This is a genomic window from Variovorax soli (genome assembly GCF_031454625.1).
GTDB classification, from domain to species: Bacteria; Pseudomonadota; Gammaproteobacteria; order Burkholderiales; family Burkholderiaceae_C; genus Variovorax; species Variovorax soli_A.
Genome location: NZ_JAVDRF010000006.1, coordinates 47,147 through 69,705 on the forward strand (window position 1 = coordinate 47,147; position 22,559 = coordinate 69,705).

The 22,559-nt window shown below is 67.5% G+C and carries 22 protein-coding genes and 1 tRNA gene; 9 read left to right on the forward strand and 14 right to left on the reverse strand.

Features of this window, described 5'->3' with window-relative positions:
* Positions 1-23: 23 nt before the first annotated feature.
* Complete coding sequence (locus J2739_RS15405) at positions 24-1,328, forward strand: tetratricopeptide repeat protein (protein ID WP_309903135.1); 1,305 nt, start codon at positions 24-26, stop codon at positions 1,326-1,328.
* A gap of 39 nt (positions 1,329-1,367) precedes the next feature.
* On the opposite strand, the gene J2739_RS15410 is transcribed toward J2739_RS15405, so the two are convergent.
* The 5 genes from J2739_RS15410 to argH all read right to left on the reverse strand — a co-directional run bounded on the left by J2739_RS15410 (position 1,368) and on the right by argH (position 7,729).
* Positions 1,368-2,834, reverse strand: a complete 1,467-nt coding sequence (locus J2739_RS15410; protein ID WP_309903137.1) for a rhomboid family intramembrane serine protease — start codon at positions 2,832-2,834, stop codon at positions 1,368-1,370.
* Positions 2,835-2,859: 25 nt separating this feature from the next.
* Complete coding sequence (locus tag J2739_RS15415) at positions 2,860-4,233, reverse strand: UDP-glucose dehydrogenase family protein (protein ID WP_309903139.1); 1,374 nt, start codon at positions 4,231-4,233, stop codon at positions 2,860-2,862.
* Between the two features lie 4 nt (positions 4,234-4,237).
* Positions 4,238-5,209: a UDP-glucuronic acid decarboxylase family protein gene (locus tag J2739_RS15420; RefSeq protein WP_309903141.1), complete on the reverse strand. Its 972-nt coding sequence runs from the start codon at positions 5,207-5,209 to the stop codon at positions 4,238-4,240.
* Between the two features lie 9 nt (positions 5,210-5,218).
* Complete coding sequence (locus J2739_RS15425) at positions 5,219-6,106, reverse strand: glycosyltransferase family 2 protein (protein ID WP_309903143.1); 888 nt, start codon at positions 6,104-6,106, stop codon at positions 5,219-5,221.
* 225 nt (positions 6,107-6,331) lie between these two features.
* Complete coding sequence (gene argH, locus J2739_RS15430; protein ID WP_309903145.1) at positions 6,332-7,729, reverse strand: argininosuccinate lyase; 1,398 nt, start codon at positions 7,727-7,729, stop codon at positions 6,332-6,334.
* 51 nt (positions 7,730-7,780) lie between these two features.
* Between argH and J2739_RS15435 the strand changes: the two genes are divergently transcribed.
* The 3 genes from J2739_RS15435 to J2739_RS15445 are packed head-to-tail and all read left to right on the forward strand — an operon-like array spanning position 7,781 to position 10,828.
* The gene (locus J2739_RS15435; protein ID WP_309903147.1) at positions 7,781-8,845 is read left to right on the forward strand and encodes a sensor histidine kinase; all 1,065 of its coding nucleotides are present in this window, start codon (positions 7,781-7,783) and stop codon (positions 8,843-8,845) included.
* Positions 8,846-8,852: 7 nt separating this feature from the next.
* Complete coding sequence (locus J2739_RS15440; protein WP_309903149.1) at positions 8,853-9,602, forward strand: LytR/AlgR family response regulator transcription factor; 750 nt, start codon at positions 8,853-8,855, stop codon at positions 9,600-9,602.
* Positions 9,599-10,828, forward strand: a complete 1,230-nt coding sequence (locus J2739_RS15445; RefSeq protein ID WP_309903151.1) for an AI-2E family transporter — start codon at positions 9,599-9,601, stop codon at positions 10,826-10,828. The genes J2739_RS15440 and J2739_RS15445 overlap by 4 nt, the downstream gene beginning before the upstream one ends.
* A 16-nt stretch (positions 10,829-10,844) precedes the next feature.
* Here J2739_RS15445 and J2739_RS15450 read toward each other — a convergent pair whose 3' ends face one another.
* From J2739_RS15450 to pbpC, 3 genes are all read right to left on the reverse strand, one after another.
* Positions 10,845-12,170 carry an MFS family transporter gene (locus J2739_RS15450; protein WP_309903153.1) on the reverse strand — a complete coding sequence of 442 codons (1,326 nt, stop codon included), beginning with the start codon at positions 12,168-12,170 and terminating at the stop codon, positions 10,845-10,847.
* Between the two features lie 120 nt (positions 12,171-12,290).
* Complete coding sequence (locus J2739_RS15455) at positions 12,291-13,448, reverse strand: alpha-hydroxy acid oxidase (RefSeq protein WP_309903155.1); 1,158 nt, start codon at positions 13,446-13,448, stop codon at positions 12,291-12,293.
* Between the two features lie 147 nt (positions 13,449-13,595).
* Positions 13,596-15,791 (reverse strand): penicillin-binding protein 1C, encoded by a 2,196-nt coding sequence (gene pbpC, locus J2739_RS15460; protein ID WP_309903157.1) that lies wholly within the window; start codon positions 15,789-15,791, stop codon positions 13,596-13,598.
* Positions 15,792-15,978: 187 nt separating this feature from the next.
* On the opposite strand from pbpC, the gene J2739_RS15465 reads away from it, so the two are divergent.
* On the forward strand, positions 15,979-16,185 hold the full coding sequence (locus J2739_RS15465) for a hypothetical protein (RefSeq protein ID WP_309903158.1): 207 nt from the start codon (positions 15,979-15,981) through the stop codon (positions 16,183-16,185).
* 46 nt (positions 16,186-16,231) lie between these two features.
* On the opposite strand, the gene J2739_RS15470 is transcribed toward J2739_RS15465, so the two are convergent.
* From J2739_RS15470 to J2739_RS15485, 4 genes are all read right to left on the reverse strand, one after another.
* Positions 16,232-16,639: a PaaI family thioesterase gene (locus J2739_RS15470; RefSeq protein WP_309903160.1), complete on the reverse strand. Its 408-nt coding sequence runs from the start codon at positions 16,637-16,639 to the stop codon at positions 16,232-16,234.
* A gap of 43 nt (positions 16,640-16,682) precedes the next feature.
* Positions 16,683-16,982: a DUF2277 domain-containing protein gene (locus tag J2739_RS15475; RefSeq protein WP_309903162.1), complete on the reverse strand. Its 300-nt coding sequence runs from the start codon at positions 16,980-16,982 to the stop codon at positions 16,683-16,685.
* Between the two features lie 125 nt (positions 16,983-17,107).
* Positions 17,108-17,184, reverse strand: a tRNA-Pro gene (locus J2739_RS15480).
* 50 nt (positions 17,185-17,234) lie between these two features.
* Entirely contained in the window at positions 17,235-18,227 is a 993-nt protein-coding gene (locus tag J2739_RS15485; protein WP_309903164.1) for a polyprenyl synthetase family protein, read from the reverse strand.
* 187 nt (positions 18,228-18,414) lie between these two features.
* Between J2739_RS15485 and rplU the strand changes: the two genes are divergently transcribed.
* The 4 genes from rplU (at position 18,415) to proB (ending at position 21,264) form a co-directional block, all read left to right on the forward strand.
* Positions 18,415-18,726 carry a 50S ribosomal protein L21 gene (gene rplU / locus J2739_RS15490; RefSeq protein WP_309903166.1) on the forward strand — a complete coding sequence of 104 codons (312 nt, stop codon included), beginning with the start codon at positions 18,415-18,417 and terminating at the stop codon, positions 18,724-18,726.
* A gap of 12 nt (positions 18,727-18,738) precedes the next feature.
* Positions 18,739-18,996, forward strand: a complete 258-nt coding sequence (gene rpmA, locus J2739_RS15495) for a 50S ribosomal protein L27 (protein ID WP_309903168.1) — start codon at positions 18,739-18,741, stop codon at positions 18,994-18,996.
* 68 nt (positions 18,997-19,064) lie between these two features.
* Positions 19,065-20,117 carry an Obg family GTPase CgtA gene (cgtA, locus tag J2739_RS15500; RefSeq protein WP_309903170.1) on the forward strand — a complete coding sequence of 351 codons (1,053 nt, stop codon included), beginning with the start codon at positions 19,065-19,067 and terminating at the stop codon, positions 20,115-20,117.
* 16 nt (positions 20,118-20,133) lie between these two features.
* Positions 20,134-21,264, forward strand: a complete 1,131-nt coding sequence (gene proB, locus J2739_RS15505; RefSeq protein ID WP_309903616.1) for a glutamate 5-kinase — start codon at positions 20,134-20,136, stop codon at positions 21,262-21,264.
* 12 nt (positions 21,265-21,276) lie between these two features.
* Here the strand turns inward: proB and J2739_RS15510 are convergent, their stop codons facing one another.
* Positions 21,277-21,825: a CNP1-like family protein gene (locus J2739_RS15510; RefSeq protein WP_309903172.1), complete on the reverse strand. Its 549-nt coding sequence runs from the start codon at positions 21,823-21,825 to the stop codon at positions 21,277-21,279.
* On the reverse strand, positions 21,812-22,471 hold the full coding sequence (locus J2739_RS15515; RefSeq protein WP_309903617.1) for an RNA pyrophosphohydrolase: 660 nt from the start codon (positions 22,469-22,471) through the stop codon (positions 21,812-21,814). Before J2739_RS15515 ends, J2739_RS15510 begins: the two co-directional genes overlap by 14 nt.
* Positions 22,472-22,559 lie beyond the last annotated feature (88 nt).

Consider the following 22,559-nt stretch of genomic DNA (forward strand, 5'->3'; position numbering starts at 1 on the left):
GACACTCCTTCGTTGGAGCGCCCATGCAAGAGCAAGAGCCCGGAAGTCCTTCGCCCCGCCCGTTCTGGCAGCGCCTGAACACCTTCTTCGCTTTTCCGTTGCAGCTCCAGCCGCTTGGCTATGCGCTGTTGCTCGCGGCTTCCAGCCTGCTGATCCATCTGATGTTCTTCCTGCCGCAGGCGCTGAGCCTCCTGCTGGTCGAGCTGGGCATCGTGCTCGCGGCCAGCCGCTACGGCTTCAAGGTGATGGCGCTCGGCGCGCGCGGGATCGTGCGCGCCGCCGACTTTCCGCGCCTGCTGGACGAGGCGTGGATCCACCTCCCCTGGAAGCTGTTCGCGCTGCTGGTGCTGCAGGGCTTGGCGGGCGGCTTCATCGGCGCCTTGAATCCGGCGCTCGGCTACATCGCCATCTTCTTGCTCTCGTTCACGCTGCCGGCCACGACGATGGTGCTGGTGCAGTCGGGCAGCTTCTGGCAGGCGCTGAACCCCGGCCTGGTGTGGCAGACCCTGCGTGCCATCGGCTGGCCCTATGTGCTGCTGTGCTTCTTCCTGTTCCTGCTGAACTCGGGCGCGCAGCTGGCGATGGTCATGCTGCTGCCCGTCTTCAAGGGCTGGGTGGCGCTGCCGCTCTTCAATTTCGTGATGATCTATTTCGGCTGGGTCATGGCCAGCCTGCTGGGCTATGTGATGTACCAGAACCATGCGGCGCTCGGCATCGACCTGCTGCCCGGCGCCGGTGCCGACGAGCGTGTGCTCGACACCCGCACGCCGGCCCAGATCGCCCAGCAGCAGACCGACATGCTGGTGGCGCAGATGGTGACCGAGGGCGACATGGCCGGCGCCCTGGCGCTGGCCTACGAGGAGCAGCGCACCGAGCCGAACGACCTGGCCGCGCAGCGGCGTTACCACCGCGTGCTGCTGCTGGCGCCCGACAAGACGGCCACGCTGCTGGACCATGGGCGGCGGCTGATCGGCATGCTCGCCGCACGCGATCTCGCGTCGGAGGCGCTGAAGGTCTACAACGCCTGCCGCGAGAAGGACAGTGGCTTCGTGCTCGACGATCCGGCGACGACCCTGGCGTTGGCCCGCACGGAGTGGCGCCACGGCGATGGAAAGGCCGCGCTCGCGCTGCTGACCGGCTTCGACAAGCGCTTCCGCGGGCATGCCGCAGTCCCACAGGCCTACGAACTGGCGGCGCGGGTGCTGGTGCAGGGCTTGAACCGGCACGACATGGCACGGCCGATCCTGAGGACGCTTGAGAAGCGCTATCCGGACAGCGAGCAGACGCAGGAGGTGCGCTGGCTGATGCGCGAGGTTCCGCAGGGCTGAGGCCTTCTCCGCCGCGCTTGGAGGCAGGGCGCAAGTCGTTCAGGCCTTCTGGAGCATCCGCGTCACCATGTCCTCCGGCGCCAGCCGCAACAGATGCGGCAGCCAGCCGAGCGCCTGTTCGCGCTGGCCCGCCTGCATCAGTCCGCTGGCGCACAACGTGACGGTCTCGGCCAGCTCCGGATGCGCCGGCGCCGTCTTCATCAGTGCGTGGCACAGCCGCTCGGCATCGGCGAACTGCTGAGCGCGCGTGAAGCGGCGCGCCAGCCGCGCCATGTCTTCGGGCCGCAGGCGCGCACCCGGCTTGGCGTGATCGAGGTAGATCTTGTAGCTCGCATGCTGCAATTCCAGCGTGGCAGGGTCCTGCGGCCGGAGCCGGAAGATGCGGTGTGCCGCACGATGAAAGTCCTCGCCGGCGGGCCAGAGCCTGGCGGTGTTGAACCAGGCGCGCAGCGTGTCCGCATCGTCCGGGCGCAGCTTCGCGGCGGCGCGCCACTGCGCGCAGGCCGGCTCGAACTTCATCTCGCCGGCCAGCCGCCGCGCCGCGGTCACATGCTGCTCGAAAGGGTCCGGCGCTTGCTTGGGCGACGCCTCTGGCAGGCGCAGCCGGCGCCAACGCATCGCGATGGCCATCAGCAGCGCGCCGGTCAGCAGCCCGCCCAGGTGCGCCATGTAGGCGATTCCCTTGCCGCCGACGGCATGCTGCAGCAATTCGTTGGCGATCCAGGCCGGCAGCAGGATCAGCGCCGGCGCCGTGACGTAGTTGAAGTAGAAGAAGAGCTGATAGAAAAAGCGAATGCGCCGCAGCCGGTACATCACGGCGTACATGCCCATCAGCGCCGACACCGCGCCCGAGGCGCCCAGCCCGTAGCCGCCCTGGCCCGCATAGGCCCAGGCCGCGAGCGCCGAGGCGCCGACCGCACCCAGCAGGTAGAACCCCAGGTAAAGGCCTCCGCCCAGCGCCAGCTCCACCGAGAAGCCGAAAAGAAAGAGGAAGAGCATGTTGCCCAGCAGGTGACCGTTGCTGCCATGCAGGAAGGCCGACGTGAGCCAGGTCCAGGGCTTGAATTCGGCATCCGCGTCGTGGTCCTGCGCCCAGCGCGTGGTGAAGGGCGGCGGCAGCAGGGCCTCGTAGCGCTGCCGCTCGCGCTTCCAGTTTGCGTATTGCGGATGGCCCCGCGTGATGACCTGGTCCGCGTGCAGCTTGCGCAGGAAGCCCTGCTCCTGCTGCAGGCCTTCGAGCAACTCGGCATGGCCTTCGCGCGCCAGCAGGCGCCGGGCCACTGCCGCGCGCGGCGAGCCGGTCTCCTGAAGCCAGGCAACGAAGGGCGGCAGCTCCAGCGTCGGCAGGCTGCTCTGCAGGTAGAACTGCGCGGCTTGCGCCTGCGCCTTGTCTTCCGCGCGCTGCGGTCCCCAGAAAACCAGCATGTTCACCAGGATGAGCAGCACCGTCATCCAGGGCGGGCTGCGCCAGCTCGGCCGGCTCTCGAGGGGGATGGCGTAGAACACGCTGCCGGGCGATGGTGGCGCGCGCTCAGAGGCTGTTGCGCCCGATGCCCTGGTAGACGACGCCGGCTTCCTTCATGACGCCGGGCTCGTAGAGGTTGCGGCCGTCGAAGATCACCGGCGACTTCATCAGCGCCTTGAGCCGCTCCAGGTTGGGGCTGCGGTAGGCCTTCCATTCGGTGACGATGATCAGCGCGTCCGTGCCGGCCAGCACCTCCATCGGATCCTTGGCCGAGGAGAAGCTGACGCGCTCCAGCAGCGCCGGCGCATCGGCGAAGTCGAGTTGCAGCACGCGCCGGGTCTCGTCGACCGCGATCGGATCGTGCGCCACCACGCGCGCGCCGGCGCGCAGCAGCGCGTCCAGCACCACGCGGCTCGGAGCCTCGCGCATGTCGTCGGTGTTGGGCTTGAAGGCGAGGCCCCACAGCGCGAAGCTGCGATCGCTGAGGTCGGGGCCGAATCGGTCGAGCACCTTCTGCGTCAGCACGCGCTTCTGCTCGTCGTTCACCTCCTCGACCGACTCCAGCACCCGCAGCGTCTGGCCGTTGTCGCGTGCGATGCGCGTGAGCGCCTGGATGTCCTTCGGGAAGCAGCTGCCGCCGTAGCCCGTGCCTGCGTAGAGAAAGCTGTAGCCGATGCGCGGGTCGGAGCCGATGCCCTGGCGCACGGCCTCGATGTCTGCGCCCACGCGGTCGGCCAGGTTGGCCAGCTCGTTCATGAAGCTGATGCGGGTGGCCAGCATCGCGTTGGCCGCGTACTTGGTGAACTCGGCGGAGCGCACGTCCATCACCCGGGTGCGCTCGTGGTTGCGATTGAAGGGCGCGTACAGCTTGCGCATCGCGGCGAGGGCTTCGCGGCCGTCCTCGTCGTCGCTGTAGCCGATGACGATGCGGTCGGGCCGCATGAAGTCCTCGACCGCCGCGCCTTCCTTCAGAAACTCGGGGTTGCTCACCACCGAGAAGCGCAGGTCCGTGCGGCCGCGCTTGTCGAGTTCCTCCTGGATCACGGCCGCGACCTTGTCGGCCGTGCCCACCGGCACCGTCGACTTGTCGACCACGACCTTGAAGCCGTTCATGTACTTGCCGATGTTGCGTGCCGCTGCCAGCACGTACTGCAGGTCGGCGCTGCCGTCCTCGTCGGGCGGGGTGCCCACGGCGATGAACTGGACCTCGCCGTGCGCCACCGAGGCCTCGATGTCGGTCGTGAAGCTCAGGCGCTTCGCCGCCGCGTTCGATTCGACGAGCTCGCCGAGGCCGGGCTCGTAGATCGGAATGCCGCCCGCGTTGAGGGTGTCGATCTTGCGCGTGTCGAGGTCCATGCACAGCACGTTGTTGCCGATGTCCGCGAGACAGGCGCCGGTGACGAGGCCGACGTAGCCGGTACCGATGATGGTGACGTTCATGCGTTCAGTCTGAAGTTGATTCGGAGAGTGCCTTGTCGAAATAGGCGATGGTCTTCTTGAGGCCTTCCTCGAGCTGGGTCTTCGGCGCCCAGCCGTCGAGCTCCTGCTGGGCCAGGCTGATGTCGGGGCGGCGCTGCTTGGGATCGTCCGCCGGCAGCGGCATGCGCATCAGCTGGCTCCTGGAGCCGGTGAGCTCGATCACCTTGTTGGCCAGCTCCAGCATCGAGAACTCGCCCGGGTTGCCGATGTTGATCGGGCCCGGCACCTCGTCGCCGGTGGCCATCATGCGCAGCATTGCCTCCACCAGGTCGTCCACGTAGCAGAAGCTGCGCGTCTGCTGGCCGTCGCCGTAGATGGTGATGTCCTCGCCCTTGAGCGCCTGCACGATGAAGTTGGACACCACGCGCCCGTCGTTCATGTGCATGCGCGGGCCGTAGGTGTTGAAGATGCGCACGACCTTGATGCGCAGCTTGTGCTGGCGGTGGTAGTCGAAGAACAGCGTCTCGGCGCAGCGCTTGCCCTCGTCGTAGCAGCTGCGGAGGCCGATCGGATTGACGCGGCCCCAGTAGGCTTCGACCTGCGGATGGATCTCGGGGTCGCCGTAGACCTCGCTGGTGGACGCCTGCAGGATCTTGGCGCGTACCCGCTTGGCCAGGCCCAGCATGTTGATCGCGCCGTGCACGCTGGTCTTGGTGGTCTGCACCGGGTCGTGCTGGTAGTGGATGGGCGAGGCCGGGCAGGCCAGGTTGAAGATCTCGTCCACCTCGACGTAGAGCGGGAAGGTCACGTCGTGACGCATCAGCTCGAAGCGGGGATGGCCCAGCAGGTGTTCGATGTTGCGCTTGGTGCCGGTGAAGAAGTTGTCCACGCACAGGACGTCGTGGCCCTGCGCGATGAGCCGGTCGCACAGATGGCTGCCCAGGAAGCCGGCGCCGCCGGTGACCAGGACTTTCTTGGAAGCGTTGTATTGCCGCATGTTGCGAGATCACTCCATTGGGGGAATCGGGTGGGTGGCCTTGGCCTTCAGTTCAGGCGCCGGGCGCTGCGCTGCGCGCTGCTCGTACATCTTCGCGTCGACCAGCATACGGAACCACAAGGCCTGGAAGAAAGCGAAATAGAAGCCGGTGGTGCCGTCGAGGAAGCCGAGCCGGAAGACGTAGCGATAGACGAAATAGCCGAGCGAGCGCAGGCCGGTCGGCAGCTTGTAGTAGAGCTCCTTGATGAAGCGCGTGCGCTCGCGCGCATCGCCCATCAGGCGCGGCTTGAGCACGTTGTCGGCGGCGAGGCGCGGGCCCAGCTTCTCCTTGGCCTCGGCATCGCTCCAGCGGTTGTGGCTGCTGATCCAGTCGGTAAGCCGCGCCGAGTTCTTGTCGTGCATGAAGCCCTCCAGGCGCCCCGGCGTTGCACTGCTGATGAAGTGCTGGTCGTAGAGGCGCGACTCACAGCGCCCCGCGCCCGAGCGGAACAGCCGCAGGTGCCAGGGGTTGACGCCCGAGAAGCGCAGCATCTTGCCCATGAAGTAGTCGCGCCGGCGCAGCATGTAGGCGTCGAAGCGCGGCGTGCCGGCGAGCAGGGCGCGGATCTCGCCCACGGCCTGCTCGTCCAGCACCTCGTCGGCATCGAGGTGCAATTGCCAGCCGTAGGAACCCTCGACCTGGGAGATCGCCCAGTTGCGCTGGTCGCTGTAGTTGGAGAAGGGCCGCTGCACCACGGTGCAGCCCAGTTCCTCGAGGATGGCGACGGTGTTGTCGGACGAATGCGAGTCGACCACGAAGACCTTCGGGCTCACCTTCTTCGCCTGCGACACGGTCTCCCGGATGATCGAGGCGGAATTGAAGCTGAGGATGACGACGACGCAGGGTGCTTGTTCCATGGGATTCGGTCGGCTGGCGTGCTTCGGCAACACAGGTTGCCGGGCACTTTGCTGCAATGCAATGCCAAACTTTAGCACTACAGTTTTACAACTGGCCACAAAGCTTACGGCATAGGCTTACGCCCTAGGGTGTGCTTGCTGGCGCAGTTGCTATCCAATTGATAGCGTCCGAACGAGAGCCAGAAAAGGCTTCAGGCGATATTTGGGGTAAACCCCAAATATTTCTCAGCCCAGCCGGGCGCGATGCCGTGCGATCTGCTTGCGCACCTGCGCAGGCGCCGTGCCGCCTAGGATGTTGCGCGCATGCAGCGATCCCCGCAGGCTCAGCACATCGTAGACGTCCTTCTCGATCTTCGGATGGAAAGTCTGCAGCACCGACAGCGGCAGCTCCGACAGATCCACCTTGTGCGAGATCGCCGCCTTGACCGCGTGCGCCACGGTCTCGTGCGCGTCGCGGAAGGGCAGGCCCTTCTTTACCAGGTAGTCGGCCAGGTCGGTGGCCGTCGCGTAGCCGCGCAGCGCGGCGTTTTCCATCGCCTCGGGCTTGACCGTGATGCCGCCCACCATCTCGGCAAAGATGCGCAGCGTGTCCTTCAGCGTGTCGACGGTGTCGAACAGCGGCTCCTTGTCCTCCTGGTTGTCCTTGTTGTAGGCCAGCGGCTGGCCCTTCATGAGCGTGATCAGGCCCATCAGGTGGCCCACCACGCGGCCGGTCTTGCCGCGAGCCAGCTCGGGCACGTCCGGGTTCTTCTTCTGCGGCATGATCGAGCTGCCGGTGCAGAAGCGGTCGGCGATGTCGATGAAGCCGAAGGCCTGGCTGGTCCAGAGCACGAGCTCCTCGCTGAGCCGGCTGATGTGCACCATCGCCAGCGCCGCCGCGGCGCTGAACTCGATCGCGAAGTCGCGGTCGCTCACCGCGTCCAGGCTGTTCTCGCACACCCCGTCCATGCCCAGCGTGCGGGCCACGAGCTCGCGGTCCAGCGGGTAGCTGGTGCCGGCCAACGCGGCGGCGCCCAGCGGCAGACGATTGACGCGGCCGCGCACGTCGGCCATGCGCTCGGCATCCCTCGCGAACATCTCGACGTAGGCCAGCATGTGATGGCCGAAGCTCACCGGCTGCGCCACTTGCAGGTGCGTGAAGCCCGGCAGGATCACCTCGGCGTTCTTCTCGGCGATGGCCAGCAGCGACTTCTGCAGGTCGGCCAGCAGCGCGTCGATCAGGTCGATCTCGCCGCGCAGCCAGAGGCGCACGTCGGTGGCCACCTGGTCGTTTCGGCTGCGGCCGGTGTGCAGGCGCTTGCCGGCGTCGCCGACCAGCTGGGTGAGGCGGGCCTCGATGTTCAGGTGCACGTCCTCGAGTTCGAGTTTCCAGTCGAAGGCGCCGGACTCGATTTCGCCTTGGATCTGCGCCATGCCGCGCTCGATGGCCGCGTGGTCCTCGGCGCCGATGATGCCCCGCGCTGCCAGCATGCCTGCGTGCGCCAGCGAGCCCTGGATGTCGGCCTGCCACAGCCGCTTGTCGAAGAAGACACTCGCGGTGTAGCGCTTCACCAGGTCGCTCATGGGTTCGGAGAACAGGGCGGACCAGGCTTCGGATTTCTTGTCGAGTTGGTTGTGGGTCATGGGGTGAGCCGGTTGGGAGGCAATAATGGGTTTGCACCCGATGTCTGCTTGATGCGCAACCCATCGATTTTATCGACCACCCCCCAGGCGCCGCCCCAGGCACGGGCCCGCGCACCGGTGCGCGCCGATGTCGCGCTGTTCGATGCCTGCCAGATCGGTGTGGTGCTGCGCACCGTGATGTTCGTCGAGGCGGTGGTGGCCGTCGTCACGCTGTTCCAGGCGCCCACGGCTGCCGAGTGGCTGATGCTGCTGGCCACCGTGACCGGCGGCGCCCTGCCGGCCGCGCTGCTGTGGCTGCTCGCGGCCTGCTGGCTCAAGAAGCTGCTGGGGCGCCTGCCGCACCCCGGGCAGTACGGCGCCGGTGTGCTCCTGGGGGCGCTGTCGGCCCTCTACGGCTGCGGGCTGCTGCGGCTGACCGGCGTCGTGGGCAACGCGCCATGGCTCGCGAGCGCCCTGGCCGGCGCCATGATCGCGGCGCTGGTGATGGTCGCGCTGGTGCTGCGCGCGCGTGGCCAGACGCCGGCGGCCACGACCGCGCGGCTGGAGGAGCTGCAGTCGCGCATCCGCCCGCACTTTCTCTTCAACACCCTGAACAGTGCCATCGCACTGGTGCGAGAAGAGCCGGCCAAGGCCGAGGCGATGCTGGAAGACCTGAGCGAGCTGTTCCGCCACGCCCTGGCGGATGCGGGCGAATCGGTCACGCTGGCCGACGAGATCGCGCTGGCCGAGCGCTACCTGGCGATCGAGCAGGTGCGCTTCGGCGACCGTTTGCGCATTCGCTGGGACATCGATCCCGCGGCCAACGAGGCCCGGCTGCCGCCGTTGCTGCTGCAGCCGCTGGTCGAGAACGCGGTGAAGCATGGCGTCGAGCCCAGTCCAGAGGGCGCGAAGGTGCGGATCCGCACCGAGCGCCGTGGCGGCATGGCGGTGATCGAGGTGGTCAACAGCCTGCCGCCCCTGCGCTGGGCCGACGAGCCCCTGCCGCGCGGCCACGGCATCGCCCTGGACAACGTGCGCGACCGGCTGCGCCTGCTGCACGACGTGCAGGCGCAGTTCAGCGCCGGCATGGACCAGAAGGCCTACCGCGTACGCATTGCCATTCCCGTCGGAACCTGAGAAGTCCATGCATCTTCTTCGCACCCTCATCGTCGACGACGAAACGCTGGCCCGGTCGCGCCTGCGCACGCTGCTGGCGGATTGCCGCGCGCCGGGGGCGGAGGTGGTGGCCGAGGCCTCCAACGGCGCCGACGCGCAGGCGCAGTTGCTCACCCAGGACCTCGACCTGGTGCTGCTCGACATCCACATGCCCGGAATCGACGGTATCGAGCTGGCGCGCAGCCTGCGCCAGCGCGCCGCTGCGCCGGCGGTGGTGTTCGTCACCGCCCACGCGGCCCATGCCGTGACCGCCTTCGACCTCGAGGCCGTCGACTACCTGACCAAGCCGGTGCGGGCCGAGCGGCTGCAGCAGGCGCTGCAGAAGGTGGAGCGCTGGCTTCGGGAGCAGCGCGGTCCTCTGGCCGACGTGCAGCAGGAGGTGCTGCTGATCCAGGACCGCGGCCGGACCGAGCGGGTGCTGCTGTCCGAGGTGCTCTATCTCAAGTCCGAGTTCAAGTACCTCACGGTGCGCACGGCGGCGCGCAGCCATATCTACGATGGCTCGCTGGCCGAGTTCGAGGAACGCTATCCGGCGCGCTTCGTGCGCGTGCACCGCAATGCCCTGGTGGCGCGCCACGCGATCCGCGCCCTCGAGAAGTACGACGACGGCGAAGACGCCGAGGGCTGGGCGCTGCGACTCGACGCCATCCCGGAGCCGGTGGTGGTATCACGGCGCCAGCTGGCGGCGGTGCGCGAGGTGCTCAAGGATCCGCGATGAACGAAGACGTCGAGCAGAAGAAGGTCGAGCGGCCCCAGCCGCCAACCGAGCCCGAGCCCGAGGCGAAGCAGGAGCCGACGCTCGAGCCGGAGCCGCCGGAGGCCGCCCCCGAGCCGGAGCGCGTGCTGCTTGAAATGCCGGTCGACGTGCGCAGCGCCGCGCTGGTCGTGCTCAGCGTGCTCGGCGTGGTGTTCACGCTGCACTGGGCCAAGGCCGTGTTCGTGCCGCTGATGCTGAGCCTGCTCCTGACCTACGCCCTCGAGCCGCTGGTCGACCTGCTGGAGCGCTGGAGGATCTCCCGTTGGATCGGCGCTGCGGTGATCCTCATCGGGCTCGGCGGCGGGGTCGGATGGACCGGCTACACGCTCTCCGGCAGCGCGACCGAGCTGCTCGATTCGCTACCGGTCGCGGCGCAGAAGCTGCGCATGGCGATGCGCAGCGGCACCCGGGCCAGTGATCCCAGCGCGCTCGACACGGTGCAAAAGGCGGCCCAGCAGCTGGAGCAGGCGGCGGACGAGAACTCGGCCAAGGTGGCCTCCCGCCGCGGCGTGGCGCGCGTGGTCATCGAGCGGCCGCCCTTCGACGTGCGCGACTACCTCTTGAGCGGCACCGTGGGCCTGATCGCCGCCGCGGGGCAGCTCACGCTGGTGGCCTTCCTCACGTACTTCGCGCTCGGCTCGGGCGACACCTTCAGGCGCAAGCTGGTGAAGATCACGGGGCCCAGCCTGCAGAAGAAGAGGATCACGGTGCATGTGCTGGACGACATCACGCAACAGATCGAGCGCTACCTGCTGGTGCAGATCTTCACCAGCGCCGTGGTCGGCGTGGCCACCGGCCTGGCCTTCTGGGCCCTCGGACTGGGGAACGCGGCCGTGTGGGGCATTCTCGCGGCGCTGACCAACCTGATTCCCTACATCGGCTCGGTGATCGTCATGGCCACCGCCGGGCTGGTCGCCTTTCTGCAGTTCAACACCATCCACATGGCGCTTCTGGTCGGCGGCATCTCGCTGCTGATCCATACCCTGGTCGGCAATCTGCTGGTGCCCTGGCTCACCAGCCGCACCAGCCGCATGAACCCGGTGGCGGTGTTCGTGGGCGTGATCTTCTGGGGCTGGCTCTGGGGCATCTGGGGCCTGCTGCTGGGCATCCCGATCATGATGGTCGTGAAGGCCGTCTGCGATCGTGTGGAGGACCTGCAGCCGATCGGGGAGCTGCTGGGCGACTAGGAGGCCGGATCGGGATTCAATGGTCGTGATGCAGGTAACGCGCCTCCGGCGGCAAGCGCCAGCTCACCAGAAACACGATCGCCATCATCGCCGTGACGTACCAGAAGAAGGCAGTCTCATAGCCCAGCGCCTTGAGACCCAGCGCGACGTACTCGGCCGAGCCGCCGAAGATCGCGTTGGCCACCGCGTAGGCCAGGCCCACGCCGAGGGCACGCACTTCGGTCGGGAACATCTCGGCCTTCACGATGCCGCTGATCGAGGTGTAGAAGCTGACGATCGCCAGCGCCAAGATGATGAGCGCGAAGGCCGCCACCGGATTCGTCACGCGTTGCAAGGCCGTGAGGATGGGCACCGTCGAAAGAGCACCCAGCGCGCCGAACAGCAGCATGTTGTTGCGCCGGCCGATGCGGTCCGACAGCGCGCCGAAGACGGGCTGCAGGCACATGTAGACGAACAGGGCGCAGGTCATCACGTAACTGGTGGTCTTGATCGGCAGCCCCACCGTGTTGACCAGGTACTTCTGCATGTAAGTCGTGAAGGTGTAGAAAATCAGCGAACCGCCGGCGGTGAAGCCCAGCACCGTGAAGAAGGCCGCCTTGTGGTGGCGGAACAGGCCGGCGAGCGTGCCGGCCTCCTTGTTGCCGCGGCTCTCGGAGCTCGAGGTCTCGTGCAACTGGCGGCGCAGCTGCATCGCCACCACGGCAGTGAAGGCGCCGATCACGAAGGGGATGCGCCAGCCCCAGGCCTTGAGCTCGGCCTCGCTCAGCAATTGCTCGAGGACCACGATCACCAGCACCGCAAGCAGCTGGCCGCCGATCAGCGTGACGTACTGGAAGGACGAGAAGAAGCCGCGCTGCCCCTTGAGCGCGACCTCGCTCATGTAGGTGGCGGTGGTGCCGTACTCGCCGCCGACCGAGAGGCCCTGGAACAGCCGGGCGACCAGCAGCAGCGCCGGCGCCCAGGCGCCGATGCGTTCGTAGGTCGGCAGGCAGGCGATGGCCAGCGAGCCCGCGCACATCATCGTGACCGAGATGACCATCGAAGTCTTGCGTCCCTTGCGGTCGGCAATGCGGCCGAACAGCCAGCCGCCGATCGGCCGCATCAGGAAGCCGGCGGCGAACACGCCCGCGGTATTGAGCAGCTGGACCGTGGGGTTGGACTTCGGGAAGAAGGAAGAGGCGAAGTAGATGGCCGAGAAGGCGTAGACGTAGAAGTCGAACCACTCGACCAGGTTGCCGGAGGAGGCGCCGACGATGGCGAAGATCCTGCGTCGTTTTTCTTCGGAGGTGTAGTGGCTTGCGGGCTGCCGGGATGGCCCGGGGACGGGTGTGACTGCACTCATGATCGGGTCTTGGGCGTGTTGTTTTTGGCCCGATCGATTCTGCGTCGTGGCGTGCCATCTCGCTGTCGGTCGAGGGCTTACCCGCGCCTCGGCCCGGGTCACACGGAAGGGATCGGACCTCTAGAAGGTCCCCGGCACCAGGATGCTCGAATCCACCTCGTCGATCTGCGTGCGTCCGCAGAAGGCCATCGTGAGGTCGAGTTCCTTCTGGATGATCTGCAGCGCGCGCGTCACGCCGGCCTCGCCGAAGGCGCCCAGGCCGTAGAGAAAGCTGCGCCCGATGAGCGTGCCGCGCGCGCCCAGCGCGCGTGCCTTCAGCACGTCCTGCCCGCTGCGGATGCCGCCGTCCATCCAGACCTCGATCTCCGTGCCCACCGCCTCTGCGATCGCCGGCAACGCGTCGATGGAGGAGGGCGCGCCATCGAGCTGGCGCCCGCCGTGGTTGGACACGATCAGTGCATCGGCCCCGCTGGATGCCGCCAGGCGCGCATCTTCCACGTCCATGAGGCCCTTCAGGATCAGCGGCCCGCCCCACAGCTTCTTGATCCATTCCACGTCGGCCCAGCTCAATGCCGGGTCGAACTGCTCGGCCGTCCACGAGGACAGCGACGACAGGTCCCCCACGCCCTTGGCATGGCCGACGATGTTGCCGAAGCTGCGCCGCCTGGTGCCCAGCATGCCCATGCACCAGCGCGGTTTGGTCGCCAGGTCGATGAGGTTCCTGAGCGTGGGCTTGGGCGGCGCCGTCAGGCCATTCTTGATGTCCTTGTGCCGCTGACCCAGGATCTGCAGGTCGAGCGTGAGCTGCAGCGCCGAGACGTTGGCGGCCTTGGCGCGCTCGATCAGCCGCTCGATGAAGTCGCGGTCGCGCATCACGTAGAGCTGGAACCAGAACGGATGGCCGCCGGTGTGTTCCGCGATGTCCTCCAGCGAGCAGATGCTCATGGTCGAGAGCGTGAAGGGAATGCCGAAGGCCTTGGCCGCGCGCGCGCCCAGGATCTCGCCATCGGCGTGCTGCATGCCTGTGAGGCCGGTGGGCGCGATGGCCACCGGCATCGCGACTTCCTGGCCGATCATGGTGCTGCGGGTCGAGCGGCCTTCCATGTTCACGGCGACGCGCTGGCGCAGCTTGATCTTCTGGAAGTCGGCTTCGTTCGCGCGGTAGGTGCCTTCGGTCCAGGCGCCGGAGTCGGCGTAGTCGTAGAACATGCGCGGCACGCGCGACTGGGCGATCACTCGCAGGTCTTCGATGCAAGTGATCCGGGAAAGGTCGGGCACGCGAGGTCTCCTTCTGGGGTGCACTGGGGGTCCCGATTATCGGGGCGCATCCAATCGGCAGGCGTGTTGTCCGCCCGACTCCATTGCTATTGCATTTCGCTGGAGACCGGGCAGGTCGTGCGGCTGAATGGCGTGCGTGCTGCGCCGCTACCGTGCCCCGGCGCTCTTCACGCCCGCGCCGCGCACTTCGAGCCTGACCTGGTCCATCACCCGGCCGCGCGCATCGAGCAGCTCCACCACATGCCGGCCGGGCCATGGCAGCCACTGCGCGCTGGCGCTGCGGGCGAAGGGCTTGCCGTCGATGCGCCAGGCGAGGCCGCTGCCCTGGGCCTCGAATCGCACGCGCTGGTGGCGCGGGGGGATGTCGGGGTCGAGCGCGACGATGGTCCCGTCCGCGGGCGCGATGATGCGCGGTGCTTGCTCGGCGCCGGCCGGGACGGCCGGCAGCTCGAAGCGCGCCTGCTCGGTGCCGGCGATGAACCATTCGTCGCGCGCCGCCTCGAGTTCGTCGCCGAAACGCACGTGCATGCGCACCAAGCCCGGCGGCGCCACGGGCGCATGGCTGGCTTCGCGGCGGTGCAGGAAGCCCATCAGCTCGGCCCATACGGGCGCGGCGCCGCTGGTGCCGCTCACGTCCCACATCGGCGCGCCGCTCGCATTGCCCACCCACACGCCCACCGTGTAGTGCTCGGACCAGCCGACCGCCCAGTTGTCGCGCATGTCCTTGCTGGTGCCGGTCTTCACTGCGCTCCAGAAGCGCGTGCCGAGCACGCTGTCGAGGCCGAAGGTGGGGGCGCGCGCATTGGCATCGCTCAGGATGTCGCCGACGATGAAGCTCGCACGCGGATCGATCGCCGGGGCGTTGCTCCTTCGCCCATCGGGAGAAGGTCGGGATGGCGGCATGCGCGGCTCCAGGAGTCGGGTCGCCCCGAACGTCCCTCCATTCGCCAGCGTCCGATACCCGTTCGCCAACCCCAGCAGCGACACTTCCGCGCTCCCCAGCGCCAGGCTGTACCCGTAATAGTCCCCGTTCTGAGCCAGCCCCATGCCCGCCGCGCGCAACTGGTGCGCGAATGCCTCGGGCGACACCATGACCAGCGTGCGCACCGCGGGCACGTTGAGCGAGGCTGCCAGCGCGGTGCGCACCGACACGCGGCCCTTGAACTGCCGGTCGTAGTTCTGCGGAATGTAGAGACCGCTGGCGGTGCTGATTTGCGCCGAGGAATCGTCGAGCAGCGAAGCCGCGGTGAGCCTGCCCTCGGCGATCGCCTGCGCGTAAAGAAAGGGCTTGAGCGTGGAGCCCGGCTGGCGTGGCGCCAGCACGCCGTCGACCTCGGCCGCGCGGCTCAGCGCGCCGGAGGAGCCGACCCAGGCCAGCACCTCGCCGCTGGCGTTGTCGAGCACGACCAGCGCGCCGTCTTCGACATTGCGGCCGCGCAGCTCCTTCAAATGACGCTGCAAGGTCGTGAGCGCAAAGCGTTGCAGCGGCGCCCGCAGCGTGGTGCGGACGAGGTCCGGAGCGGGGGCATGGGCGCTCGACGAAACCTCGAGCTCTTTCAACGCCTGTCGCGCAAGGTGCGGCGCGATGCCTTCGCTCGCTTCGAAGGCCCTGCGTTGCAGGGCTGCGCTCGCGAACATCTCCAGCGCCTCGCAATCGACCCTGGCCCCGGTCTCCATGGCGCGCATCATTTCGCAGGCGCGCTGCGCGACCAGGGCCGGCTTCGCATTGGGCGCGCGCACCAGCGCCGCCGCCACCGCGGCCTCGCGCGCATCCATGCCATGCGGGGCCTTGCCGAAGAGCGTGCGGGAGAGTGCATCGATGCCGACGATCTCGCCGCGGAAGGGGACGGTGTTGAGATAGGCCTCGAGGATCTGGTCCTTGCGCCACTGGCGTTCGAGCTGCCGCGCCGCCACCGTCTGCCCCAGCTTCTGCGCCAGATCGCGCCCGCCGCTGCCGCGGCGCAACTCATCGTCGAGCAGGCCGGCGAGCTGCATGGTGATGGTGGAGGCGCCGCGCGTGCGTGTGTTCCACAGATTCCCCCAGGCGGCGGCTGATACGGCCCGCCAATCGACGCCGCTGTGCTCGTAGAAGCGTTTGTCCTCGCTCAGCAGCATGGCGGTGCGCAGGGCCGGCGAGACCTCGGCCAGCGGGGTCCACCGACCTCGGCGCGCACGGGCGTCGGTGCGCACGCGCTGCAGCAGCTCGCCATCGCGGTCGAGCACCTGGATGTCGGAGGGGCGGAAGCCGCGCTTCACCTCTTCGAAGGCCGGCAGCGCCTGCGCTGGGCTGGCCAGGGCGACAAGCAGGCTCAGCGCCAGGAGGGCGTTCAGGGTGCGCGGCATGGGGCCGCTAGCTTGCCACAGGCGTCAGTCATCAAGACGGACGCGGCCCTGCAAGCAGCGCTGCCCAAATCATCCACGACGGGCACACGAAAGCGGTCCGGACCTACTTTCGAACGGGCCCGCGTGCCGGTTGGCGGCTGGCGCAGGCCGGGCATCGTGGATGCACCACGTGTACCAAGGAGAACGGATGAAAACACTTATCGCCCTGCTTGCCGCTTGCGCCGCCCTGGCTGGTTGCGTGGCCGTACCCTACGACAGCGGCCGACCGCCGCCGCGCGCCGGCTACGCCGACCGCGATCGAGACGGCGTGCCCAACCGCTACGACCGCGACCGTGACAACGACGGCGTGCCCAACCGCTACGACAGGCGACCCGACAATCCGTATCGCTACTGAGGATCGAAAACGCCGCGCGCGTTTCCGCTGTGGCAGACCGGATCTGCTAATCCAGGATCAGCTGCGTTTGCGTGACGACGGCGCACAGCTTGCCTTCGTCCGAACGAATGGTGGTTTGCCACACCATGGTGGTCCGTCCCCGGTGGAGTGCGACGCACTCCCCGGTGACCGTGGTGTCGACGCGCGCACCGCCGATGAACTTGGTGCTGGAGTCGGTGGTCGTCGTCCGCTTGCCCTGCGGCATGTTGATGACGGTGCCGACGGCACCGAGCGTGTCGGCGAAAGCCATGTAGGCGCCGCCGTGCAGGATGCCGCCGGCGGTGCAGAGATCGGGGCGCACGACCAGCTCCGCGACCACGCGTTCCGGCTCGAGCGTGACCAGGCGAACCCCCATGAGACCGGGGAAGAGAGGGTCCAGGATTTGCTGGACAGCCCGGGGGGAAGGGAGGGTCATGGGTCGGGCCTTTTTCGTGGTGTTCACTCGACGGCAGAACAACTCATACGTCTGCCTTCAAGGGCCGGTAGGGCTGCGTTGCGAACCGGTTCGCCGACTTGGCCCGCGCGCGCTCGGCTTCGATTTCGCGGTCGCGCGGATCGGCCGTGGTCACCAGCGAATCGATCAGCACCCGTGCCGCACTCGCGACGTCTTCCACGGCGCGCTGGAAAGCCTCCTGGTTGAGCTTCGACGGGTGGTTGAAACCGCTGAGCTTGCGCACGAACTGCAGCGAGGCGGACCGTATTTCCTCATCGGTCGCAGGCGGTTCGAAATTGAACAGGGTCTTGATGTTTCGGCACATGGGCGCTCCAAATCTGCTGAAAAAGGAGACGTTCGTCATGCTGGGCGGGAGTCTCGGTTCGACGCAACTGCGACTCCGCTGCCTTTGCCGAAGTCCCGCGCGGATGGCGGGCTCGGCAATCAATCTGGTCGGGGTGAGAGGATTCGAACCTCCGGCCTCTACGTCCCGAACGTAGCGCTCTACCAGGCTAAGCTACACCCCGATGGTTGCGAGAAAAGAGATTCGACCTTTGTGGCCCACTGTCGTGAGGTGTCAGGCGCGCCGCTCAAGCAACTGAGCCGCCAATTGTAGCAAACCCGCGGAGTGCGAATTCGCGGGGAAGGCGGCAAGCGCATCGATCGCGCGCTGCGCCTCGGCCGCGGCGGCGGCGCGCGTGGCATCGAGCGCGCCGGTTTCGCGCACGATGGCGACGATCTGCGACAGCTGCGTCGTATCGCCGGCCTCGATGGCGGCGCGAATGAGATCGCTCTGTGCCGCCGTGCCGCGCTGCATGGCAAGGATCAACGGCAGGGTGGTCTTGCCTTCGCGAAGGTCGTCGCCGACGTTCTTGCCGGTCTCGCTGGCATTGCCGGCGTAGTCGAGCACGTCATCGACCACCTGGAAAGCGGTGCCAAGGGCCTGGCCGTACGCGGCACAGGCTTCTTCCGTTTCCGGCGAGGCACCGGCGAGCACTGCGGCCAGGCGCGTGCTGGCCTCGAACAGCTTGGCTGTCTTCGAGCGGATCACGCGGAGATAGGCCTCCTCGTCCAGCGAGGCATCGTGCATGTTCATCAGCTGCAGCACCTCGCCCTCGGCGATCACGTTGGTCGCCTCGGCCAGGATTTCCATGACTCGGATGTCGTGGGCATCCAGCATCATCTGGAAGGCGCGCGAATAAAGAAAGTCGCCCACCAGCACGCTGGCGGGGTTGCCGAAGGACTCGTTGGCGGTGGGGCGGCCGCGCCTTAGCGTGGATTCGTCGACCACGTCGTCGTGCAGCAGGGTTGCGGTATGGATGAACTCCACCACGGCCGCGAGGTTGAAGCGCTGCGTACCGCGGTAGCCGAGTGCACCCGCCATGAGCAGCAGCAGCGCCGGCCGCAGCCGCTTGCCACCGGCCGAGATGATGTACTGCGACACCTGGCGCACCAGTGGAACGCCGGTGTCGAGGCGGCGGGCGATCACGAGATCGACCTCGGCCATGTCCTCGGCGATCAGGCTGAGCACGGCGGCGGCGGGGGAGTTATCGGCGGGGGGAACTGACAAGGCGGGGGCGCTCGTGCGCTGCTTGGGGAGAACGAACGGCCGGCCGGGGCCGGAACGCGCAGATTATAGGGAGGAGGGCCTTCCGAGCGGCCTCTCGGAGCGGCAGGGATGGCGGAAACCGCCCTGCGTGCTAGAATCTTGGGCTCTGCGGAATTCGCCGCGGAGCCATCTTCCTCAAGAGGTTTACATGTACGCGGTCATAAAAACCGGCGGCAAGCAGTATCGCGTTGCTTCCGGCGAGAAAATTAAAGTAGAACAGATTGCTGCGGACGTAGGCCAGGAAATCGTGATCGACCAGGTGCTCGCAGTCGGCGACGGCAGCGCTCTCAAGGTTGGTACGCCCCTGGTGTCCGGCGCAACGGTCATGGCCACCGTGCTGTCTCACGGCAAGCACGACAAGGTCCGCATCTTCAAGATGCGCCGTCGCAAGCACTATCAGAAACGTCAAGGCCATCGCCAGCAGTTCACCGAACTGCAAATCGGCGCGATCGCCGGCTAAGGAGCTGACACCATGGCACAGAAAAAAGGCGGCGGCTCAACGCGAAACGGGCGCGATTCCAAGCCCAAGATGCTCGGCGTGAAGGCTTTCGGCGGCGAACTGATCAGCGCAGGCTCGATCATCGTGCGCCAGCGCGGCACCCAGTTCCACCCCGGCGCCAACGTCGGCGTGGGCAAGGACCACACGCTGTTCGCCCTGGTGGACGGCCACGTGTCCTTCGGCACCAAGGGCGCGCTCAACAAGCACACGGTCAACGTGACGCCGGCCTGAGCCCGTCACTTCGATCCGCTCGAAGCCCCGCTTTGCCGGGGCTTCTTCATTTGTAAACTGGACATCTCATGAAGTTCGTCGACGAAGCCTTCATCGACATCGCCGCCGGCGATGGCGGCAACGGCTGTGTGTCGTTCCGCCATGAGAAGTACAAGGAATTCGGCGGCCCGGACGGCGGCGACGGCGGCCGCGGCGGCCATGTCTTCGCGGTGGCGGACCCCAACCTGAACACGCTGGTGGACTTCCGCTTTTCGCGCCGCCACCAGGCCAAGCGCGGCCAGCACGGCATGGGCTCGGACATGTTCGGCGCGGCGGGCGACGACATCACGCTCAAGATGCCGGTGGGCACCATCATCAGCGACGCCGAGACCGGCGAGGTGCTGTTCGAGCTGCTCAAGCCCGGCGAGGTCACCATCATCGCCAAGGGTGGCGACGGCGGCTTCGGCAACCTGCGCTTCAAGAGCGCCATCAACCGCGCGCCGCGCCAGAAGACGCCGGGTTGGGCCGGCGAGCGCAAAAGCCTCAAGCTCGAGCTCAAGGTGCTGGCCGACGTCGGCCTGCTGGGCATGCCCAATGCGGGCAAGTCCACCCTCATCAGTGCGGTCTCCAATGCGCGCCCGCGCATCGCAGACTATCCCTTCACCACGCTGCATCCGAACCTGGGCGTGGTGCGCGTGGGGCCGGAGCAGAGTTTCGTGATCGCCGACCTGCCGGGCCTGATCGAAGGCGCCTCCGAGGGCGCCGGCCTGGGCCACCAGTTCCTGCGCCATCTTCAGCGCACGCGGCTGCTGCTGCACGTGGTGGACCTCGCGCCTTTCGACGATACCGATCCGGTGGCGCAGGCCAAGGCCATCGTCGGCGAGCTGAAGAAGTACGACCCGGCGCTTTACGAGAAGCCGCGCTGGCTCGTGCTCAACAAGCTGGACATGATTCCGGTCGAAGAGCGGGCCGCAAAGGTGAAGGACTTCGTCAAGCGCCTGCGCTTCAAGGGCCCCGTGTTCGAAATTTCCGCGTTGACCCGTGAAGGCTGCGAACCCTTGGTGCAGTCGGTCTATCAGCACGTCAAGGCGCAGCAGGTGGCCGAGCAGCCTCCCGCCGAGATCGATCCACGTTTCGCCTGACATGAGCTCCACGCCGATGACTGCCTCTCCCGTTCTGCGCGATGCCCGCCGCCTCGTGGTCAAGGTGGGTTCCAGTCTGGTCACCAACGAGGGCCGGGGCCTGGACGACCAGGCCATCGGGGAGTGGTGCCGCCAGCTCGCGGCCCTGGTGCGCGATGGCCGCGAGGTCGTGATGGTGTCCAGCGGCGCCATCGCGGAGGGCATGAAGAGGCTGGGCTGGCGCACGCGCCCGCACGAGGTCCACGAGCTGCAGGCCGCGGCCGCCGTCGGGCAGATGGGTCTGGCCCAGATCTACGAGACCAAGCTGCGCGAGAACGGCCTGGGCAGCGCGCAGGTGCTGCTCACGCATGCGGACCTGGCCGATCGCGAGCGCTACCTGAACGCCCGCTCGACGCTGGTGACCCTGCTCGCCCTAGGCGTGGTGCCGGTCATCAACGAGAACGACACGGTGGTCAACGACGAGATCAAGTTCGGCGACAACGACACGCTGGGCGCGCTGGTCGCCAACCTGGTGGAGGCCGATGCGCTGGTGATCCTGACCGACCAGAAGGGCCTCTACACCGCCGATCCGCGCAAGGATCCGGACGCGCGCTTCGTGGACGAAGCTGCCGCGGGCGATCCCGCGCTGGAAGCCATGGCCGGCGGTGCGGGCAGCAGCATCGGCCGCGGCGGCATGATCACCAAGATCCTGGCCGCGAAGCGGGCTGCGGGCTCGGGCGCATCCACCGTCATCGCCTGGGGACGCGAGCACGACGCCCTGCTGCGCCTGACGCGAGGCGAGTCCATCGGCACCCTGCTCGTGGCGCAGACTGCCAAGCACCAGGCGCGCAAGCGCTGGATGGCCGACCACTTGCAGCTGCGCGGCTCGGTCACCGTGGACGCCGGTGCCGCTGCCAAGGTGCGGGGCGAGGGCAAGAGCCTTTTGCCGATCGGCATGACGAGCGTCGAGGGCGAATTCTCGCGGGGCGACGTCATCGCCGTGCGGGACACCGCGGGCCTCGAGCTGGCGCGCGGGCTGGCCAACTATTCCAGCGCCGAGGCGCGGCTGCTGTGCCGCAAGCCATCGGGCGAGTTCGAGCGCCTGCTGGGCTACGCGGCTGAGCCGGAGATGGTGCACCGGGACAACATGGTCCTGATGCCCGGCTGAAGTCTTAGCTTCTCAAGGGAGCTCGCGCAGCGGGTTCTTCATCTGCTGGAGCATCTCTTGCACCGAGGCGCGGGGCGCATGGCCGCGACAGACGCCCTGCAGCGCCAGCTCCTTGGCATAGCGTGCGTTGTCGAAGCGCTTCCATTCCGCCGTCTTCGCGATCTGCCAGGCTCCCTGGGTGTAGCGGGCGTACTGCTTGACCTCCTCCGAGGCGCAGCGGATCCCTTCGTAAAAGGCATTGGTGCCGCCGCCGGTCTTGCTGCTGGCCACCACCACGTAGCGGACCACGCCATCGCCCGTCACGCTGAGGGTGGCCGGGTCGACGCCGAACTTGAGCGTCGAATAGGGCGGCATCTCGATCGGGATCAGCCGGCTTTCACTGAAGGCGGGAGCCGGGGGCACTTCGGCCTCCTTCCATTCGTCGGCCTGGGCAGTCACCTTGGGCGCCGGCGGCATGCCGGCCTGCGCCCAGTCGGGATTGTCCGTGTCCCTGGGGGTAGAGCCGCAGGCGGCCAGTGCGCCCACGAGCGCCAGCACGAGCGCCGGCCTAGCGCGGCGCATGAAGAGGGTCGTTGGTCGAAGACGGGTCGGGCGCGGTGTGAGAGGCATTGGGGTTCGGGTCGAAGCTCGCCCCGGGAGGCAATTCGAAGTTGGTTTCATGGCCTGCGCCGGACGGATGGCGCTCGAACTCGCGAGCGCGCACGTTGCTGCGCAGGAAACGGTTGCGAAAGTCCTGCCGGGGCAGGTAGCGGGCCAGTTCGGTCAGCGCCATTTCGTAGACGCCGCGCTTGAATTCGACGACCACGTCCAGCGGGACCCAGTAGTCGTGCCAGCGCCAGGCGTCGAATTCGGGGTGGTCGGTGGCGCGAAGGTTGAGGTCCCAGTCGTGGCCGGTCAGCTGCAGCAGGTACCAGATCTGCTTCTGGCCCTTGTAGTGGCCCCGTGCGTCACGGCGGATGAACCGGTCCGGCACCTCGTAGCGCAACCAGTCGCGGGTACGGGCCACGATGCGCACATGCTCCGGCTGGAGTCCGACTTCTTCGTGCAGCTCCCGGAACATGGCCTGTTCGGGACTCTCGCCGCGATCGATGCCGCCTTGCGGGAACTGCCAGGAATGGGTCCGGATGCGCTTGCCCCAGAAAACCTGGTTCTTCTGGTTGAGCAGGATGATGCCGACGTTGGGCCTGAAGCCGTCGCGGTCGAGCATAATCAAACCCCAATTTTTTGAACTGAGTCGATTATGCATGCCGGGTCGCCCTCGGCAAAGCGACCGGTTCCGGGCCGCCGCCGCGCGT

Bases quoted from the DNA above. Each gene is read 5' to 3' on its own strand.
- J2739_RS15405 (WP_309903135.1), top strand. From the start codon at position 24: ATGCAAGAGCAAGAGCCCGGAAGTCCTTCGCCCCGCCCGTTCTGGCAG.
- J2739_RS15415 (WP_309903139.1), bottom strand. From the start codon at position 4,233: ATGAACGTCACCATCATCGGTACCGGCTACGTCGGCCTCGTCACCGGC.
- J2739_RS15420 (WP_309903141.1), bottom strand. From the start codon at position 5,209: ATGCGGCAATACAACGCTTCCAAGAAAGTCCTGGTCACCGGCGGCGCC.
- J2739_RS15425 (WP_309903143.1), bottom strand. From the start codon at position 6,106: ATGGAACAAGCACCCTGCGTCGTCGTCATCCTCAGCTTCAATTCCGCC.
- argH (WP_309903145.1), bottom strand. From the start codon at position 7,729: ATGACCCACAACCAACTCGACAAGAAATCCGAAGCCTGGTCCGCCCTG.
- J2739_RS15435 (WP_309903147.1), top strand. From the start codon at position 7,781: ATGCGCAACCCATCGATTTTATCGACCACCCCCCAGGCGCCGCCCCAG.
- J2739_RS15440 (WP_309903149.1), top strand. From the start codon at position 8,853: ATGCATCTTCTTCGCACCCTCATCGTCGACGACGAAACGCTGGCCCGG.
- J2739_RS15445 (WP_309903151.1), top strand. From the start codon at position 9,599: ATGAACGAAGACGTCGAGCAGAAGAAGGTCGAGCGGCCCCAGCCGCCA.
- J2739_RS15450 (WP_309903153.1), bottom strand. From the start codon at position 12,170: ATGAGTGCAGTCACACCCGTCCCCGGGCCATCCCGGCAGCCCGCAAGC.
- pbpC (WP_309903157.1), bottom strand. From the start codon at position 15,791: ATGCCGCGCACCCTGAACGCCCTCCTGGCGCTGAGCCTGCTTGTCGCC.
- J2739_RS15465 (WP_309903158.1), top strand. From the start codon at position 15,979: ATGAAAACACTTATCGCCCTGCTTGCCGCTTGCGCCGCCCTGGCTGGT.
- J2739_RS15470 (WP_309903160.1), bottom strand. From the start codon at position 16,639: ATGACCCTCCCTTCCCCCCGGGCTGTCCAGCAAATCCTGGACCCTCTC.
- J2739_RS15475 (WP_309903162.1), bottom strand. From the start codon at position 16,982: ATGTGCCGAAACATCAAGACCCTGTTCAATTTCGAACCGCCTGCGACC.
- rplU (WP_309903166.1), top strand. From the start codon at position 18,415: ATGTACGCGGTCATAAAAACCGGCGGCAAGCAGTATCGCGTTGCTTCC.
- rpmA (WP_309903168.1), top strand. From the start codon at position 18,739: ATGGCACAGAAAAAAGGCGGCGGCTCAACGCGAAACGGGCGCGATTCC.
- cgtA (WP_309903170.1), top strand. From the start codon at position 19,065: ATGAAGTTCGTCGACGAAGCCTTCATCGACATCGCCGCCGGCGATGGC.
- proB (WP_309903616.1), top strand. From the start codon at position 20,134: ATGACTGCCTCTCCCGTTCTGCGCGATGCCCGCCGCCTCGTGGTCAAG.
- J2739_RS15510 (WP_309903172.1), bottom strand. From the start codon at position 21,825: ATGCGCCGCGCTAGGCCGGCGCTCGTGCTGGCGCTCGTGGGCGCACTG.
- J2739_RS15515 (WP_309903617.1), bottom strand. From the start codon at position 22,471: ATGCTCGACCGCGACGGCTTCAGGCCCAACGTCGGCATCATCCTGCTC.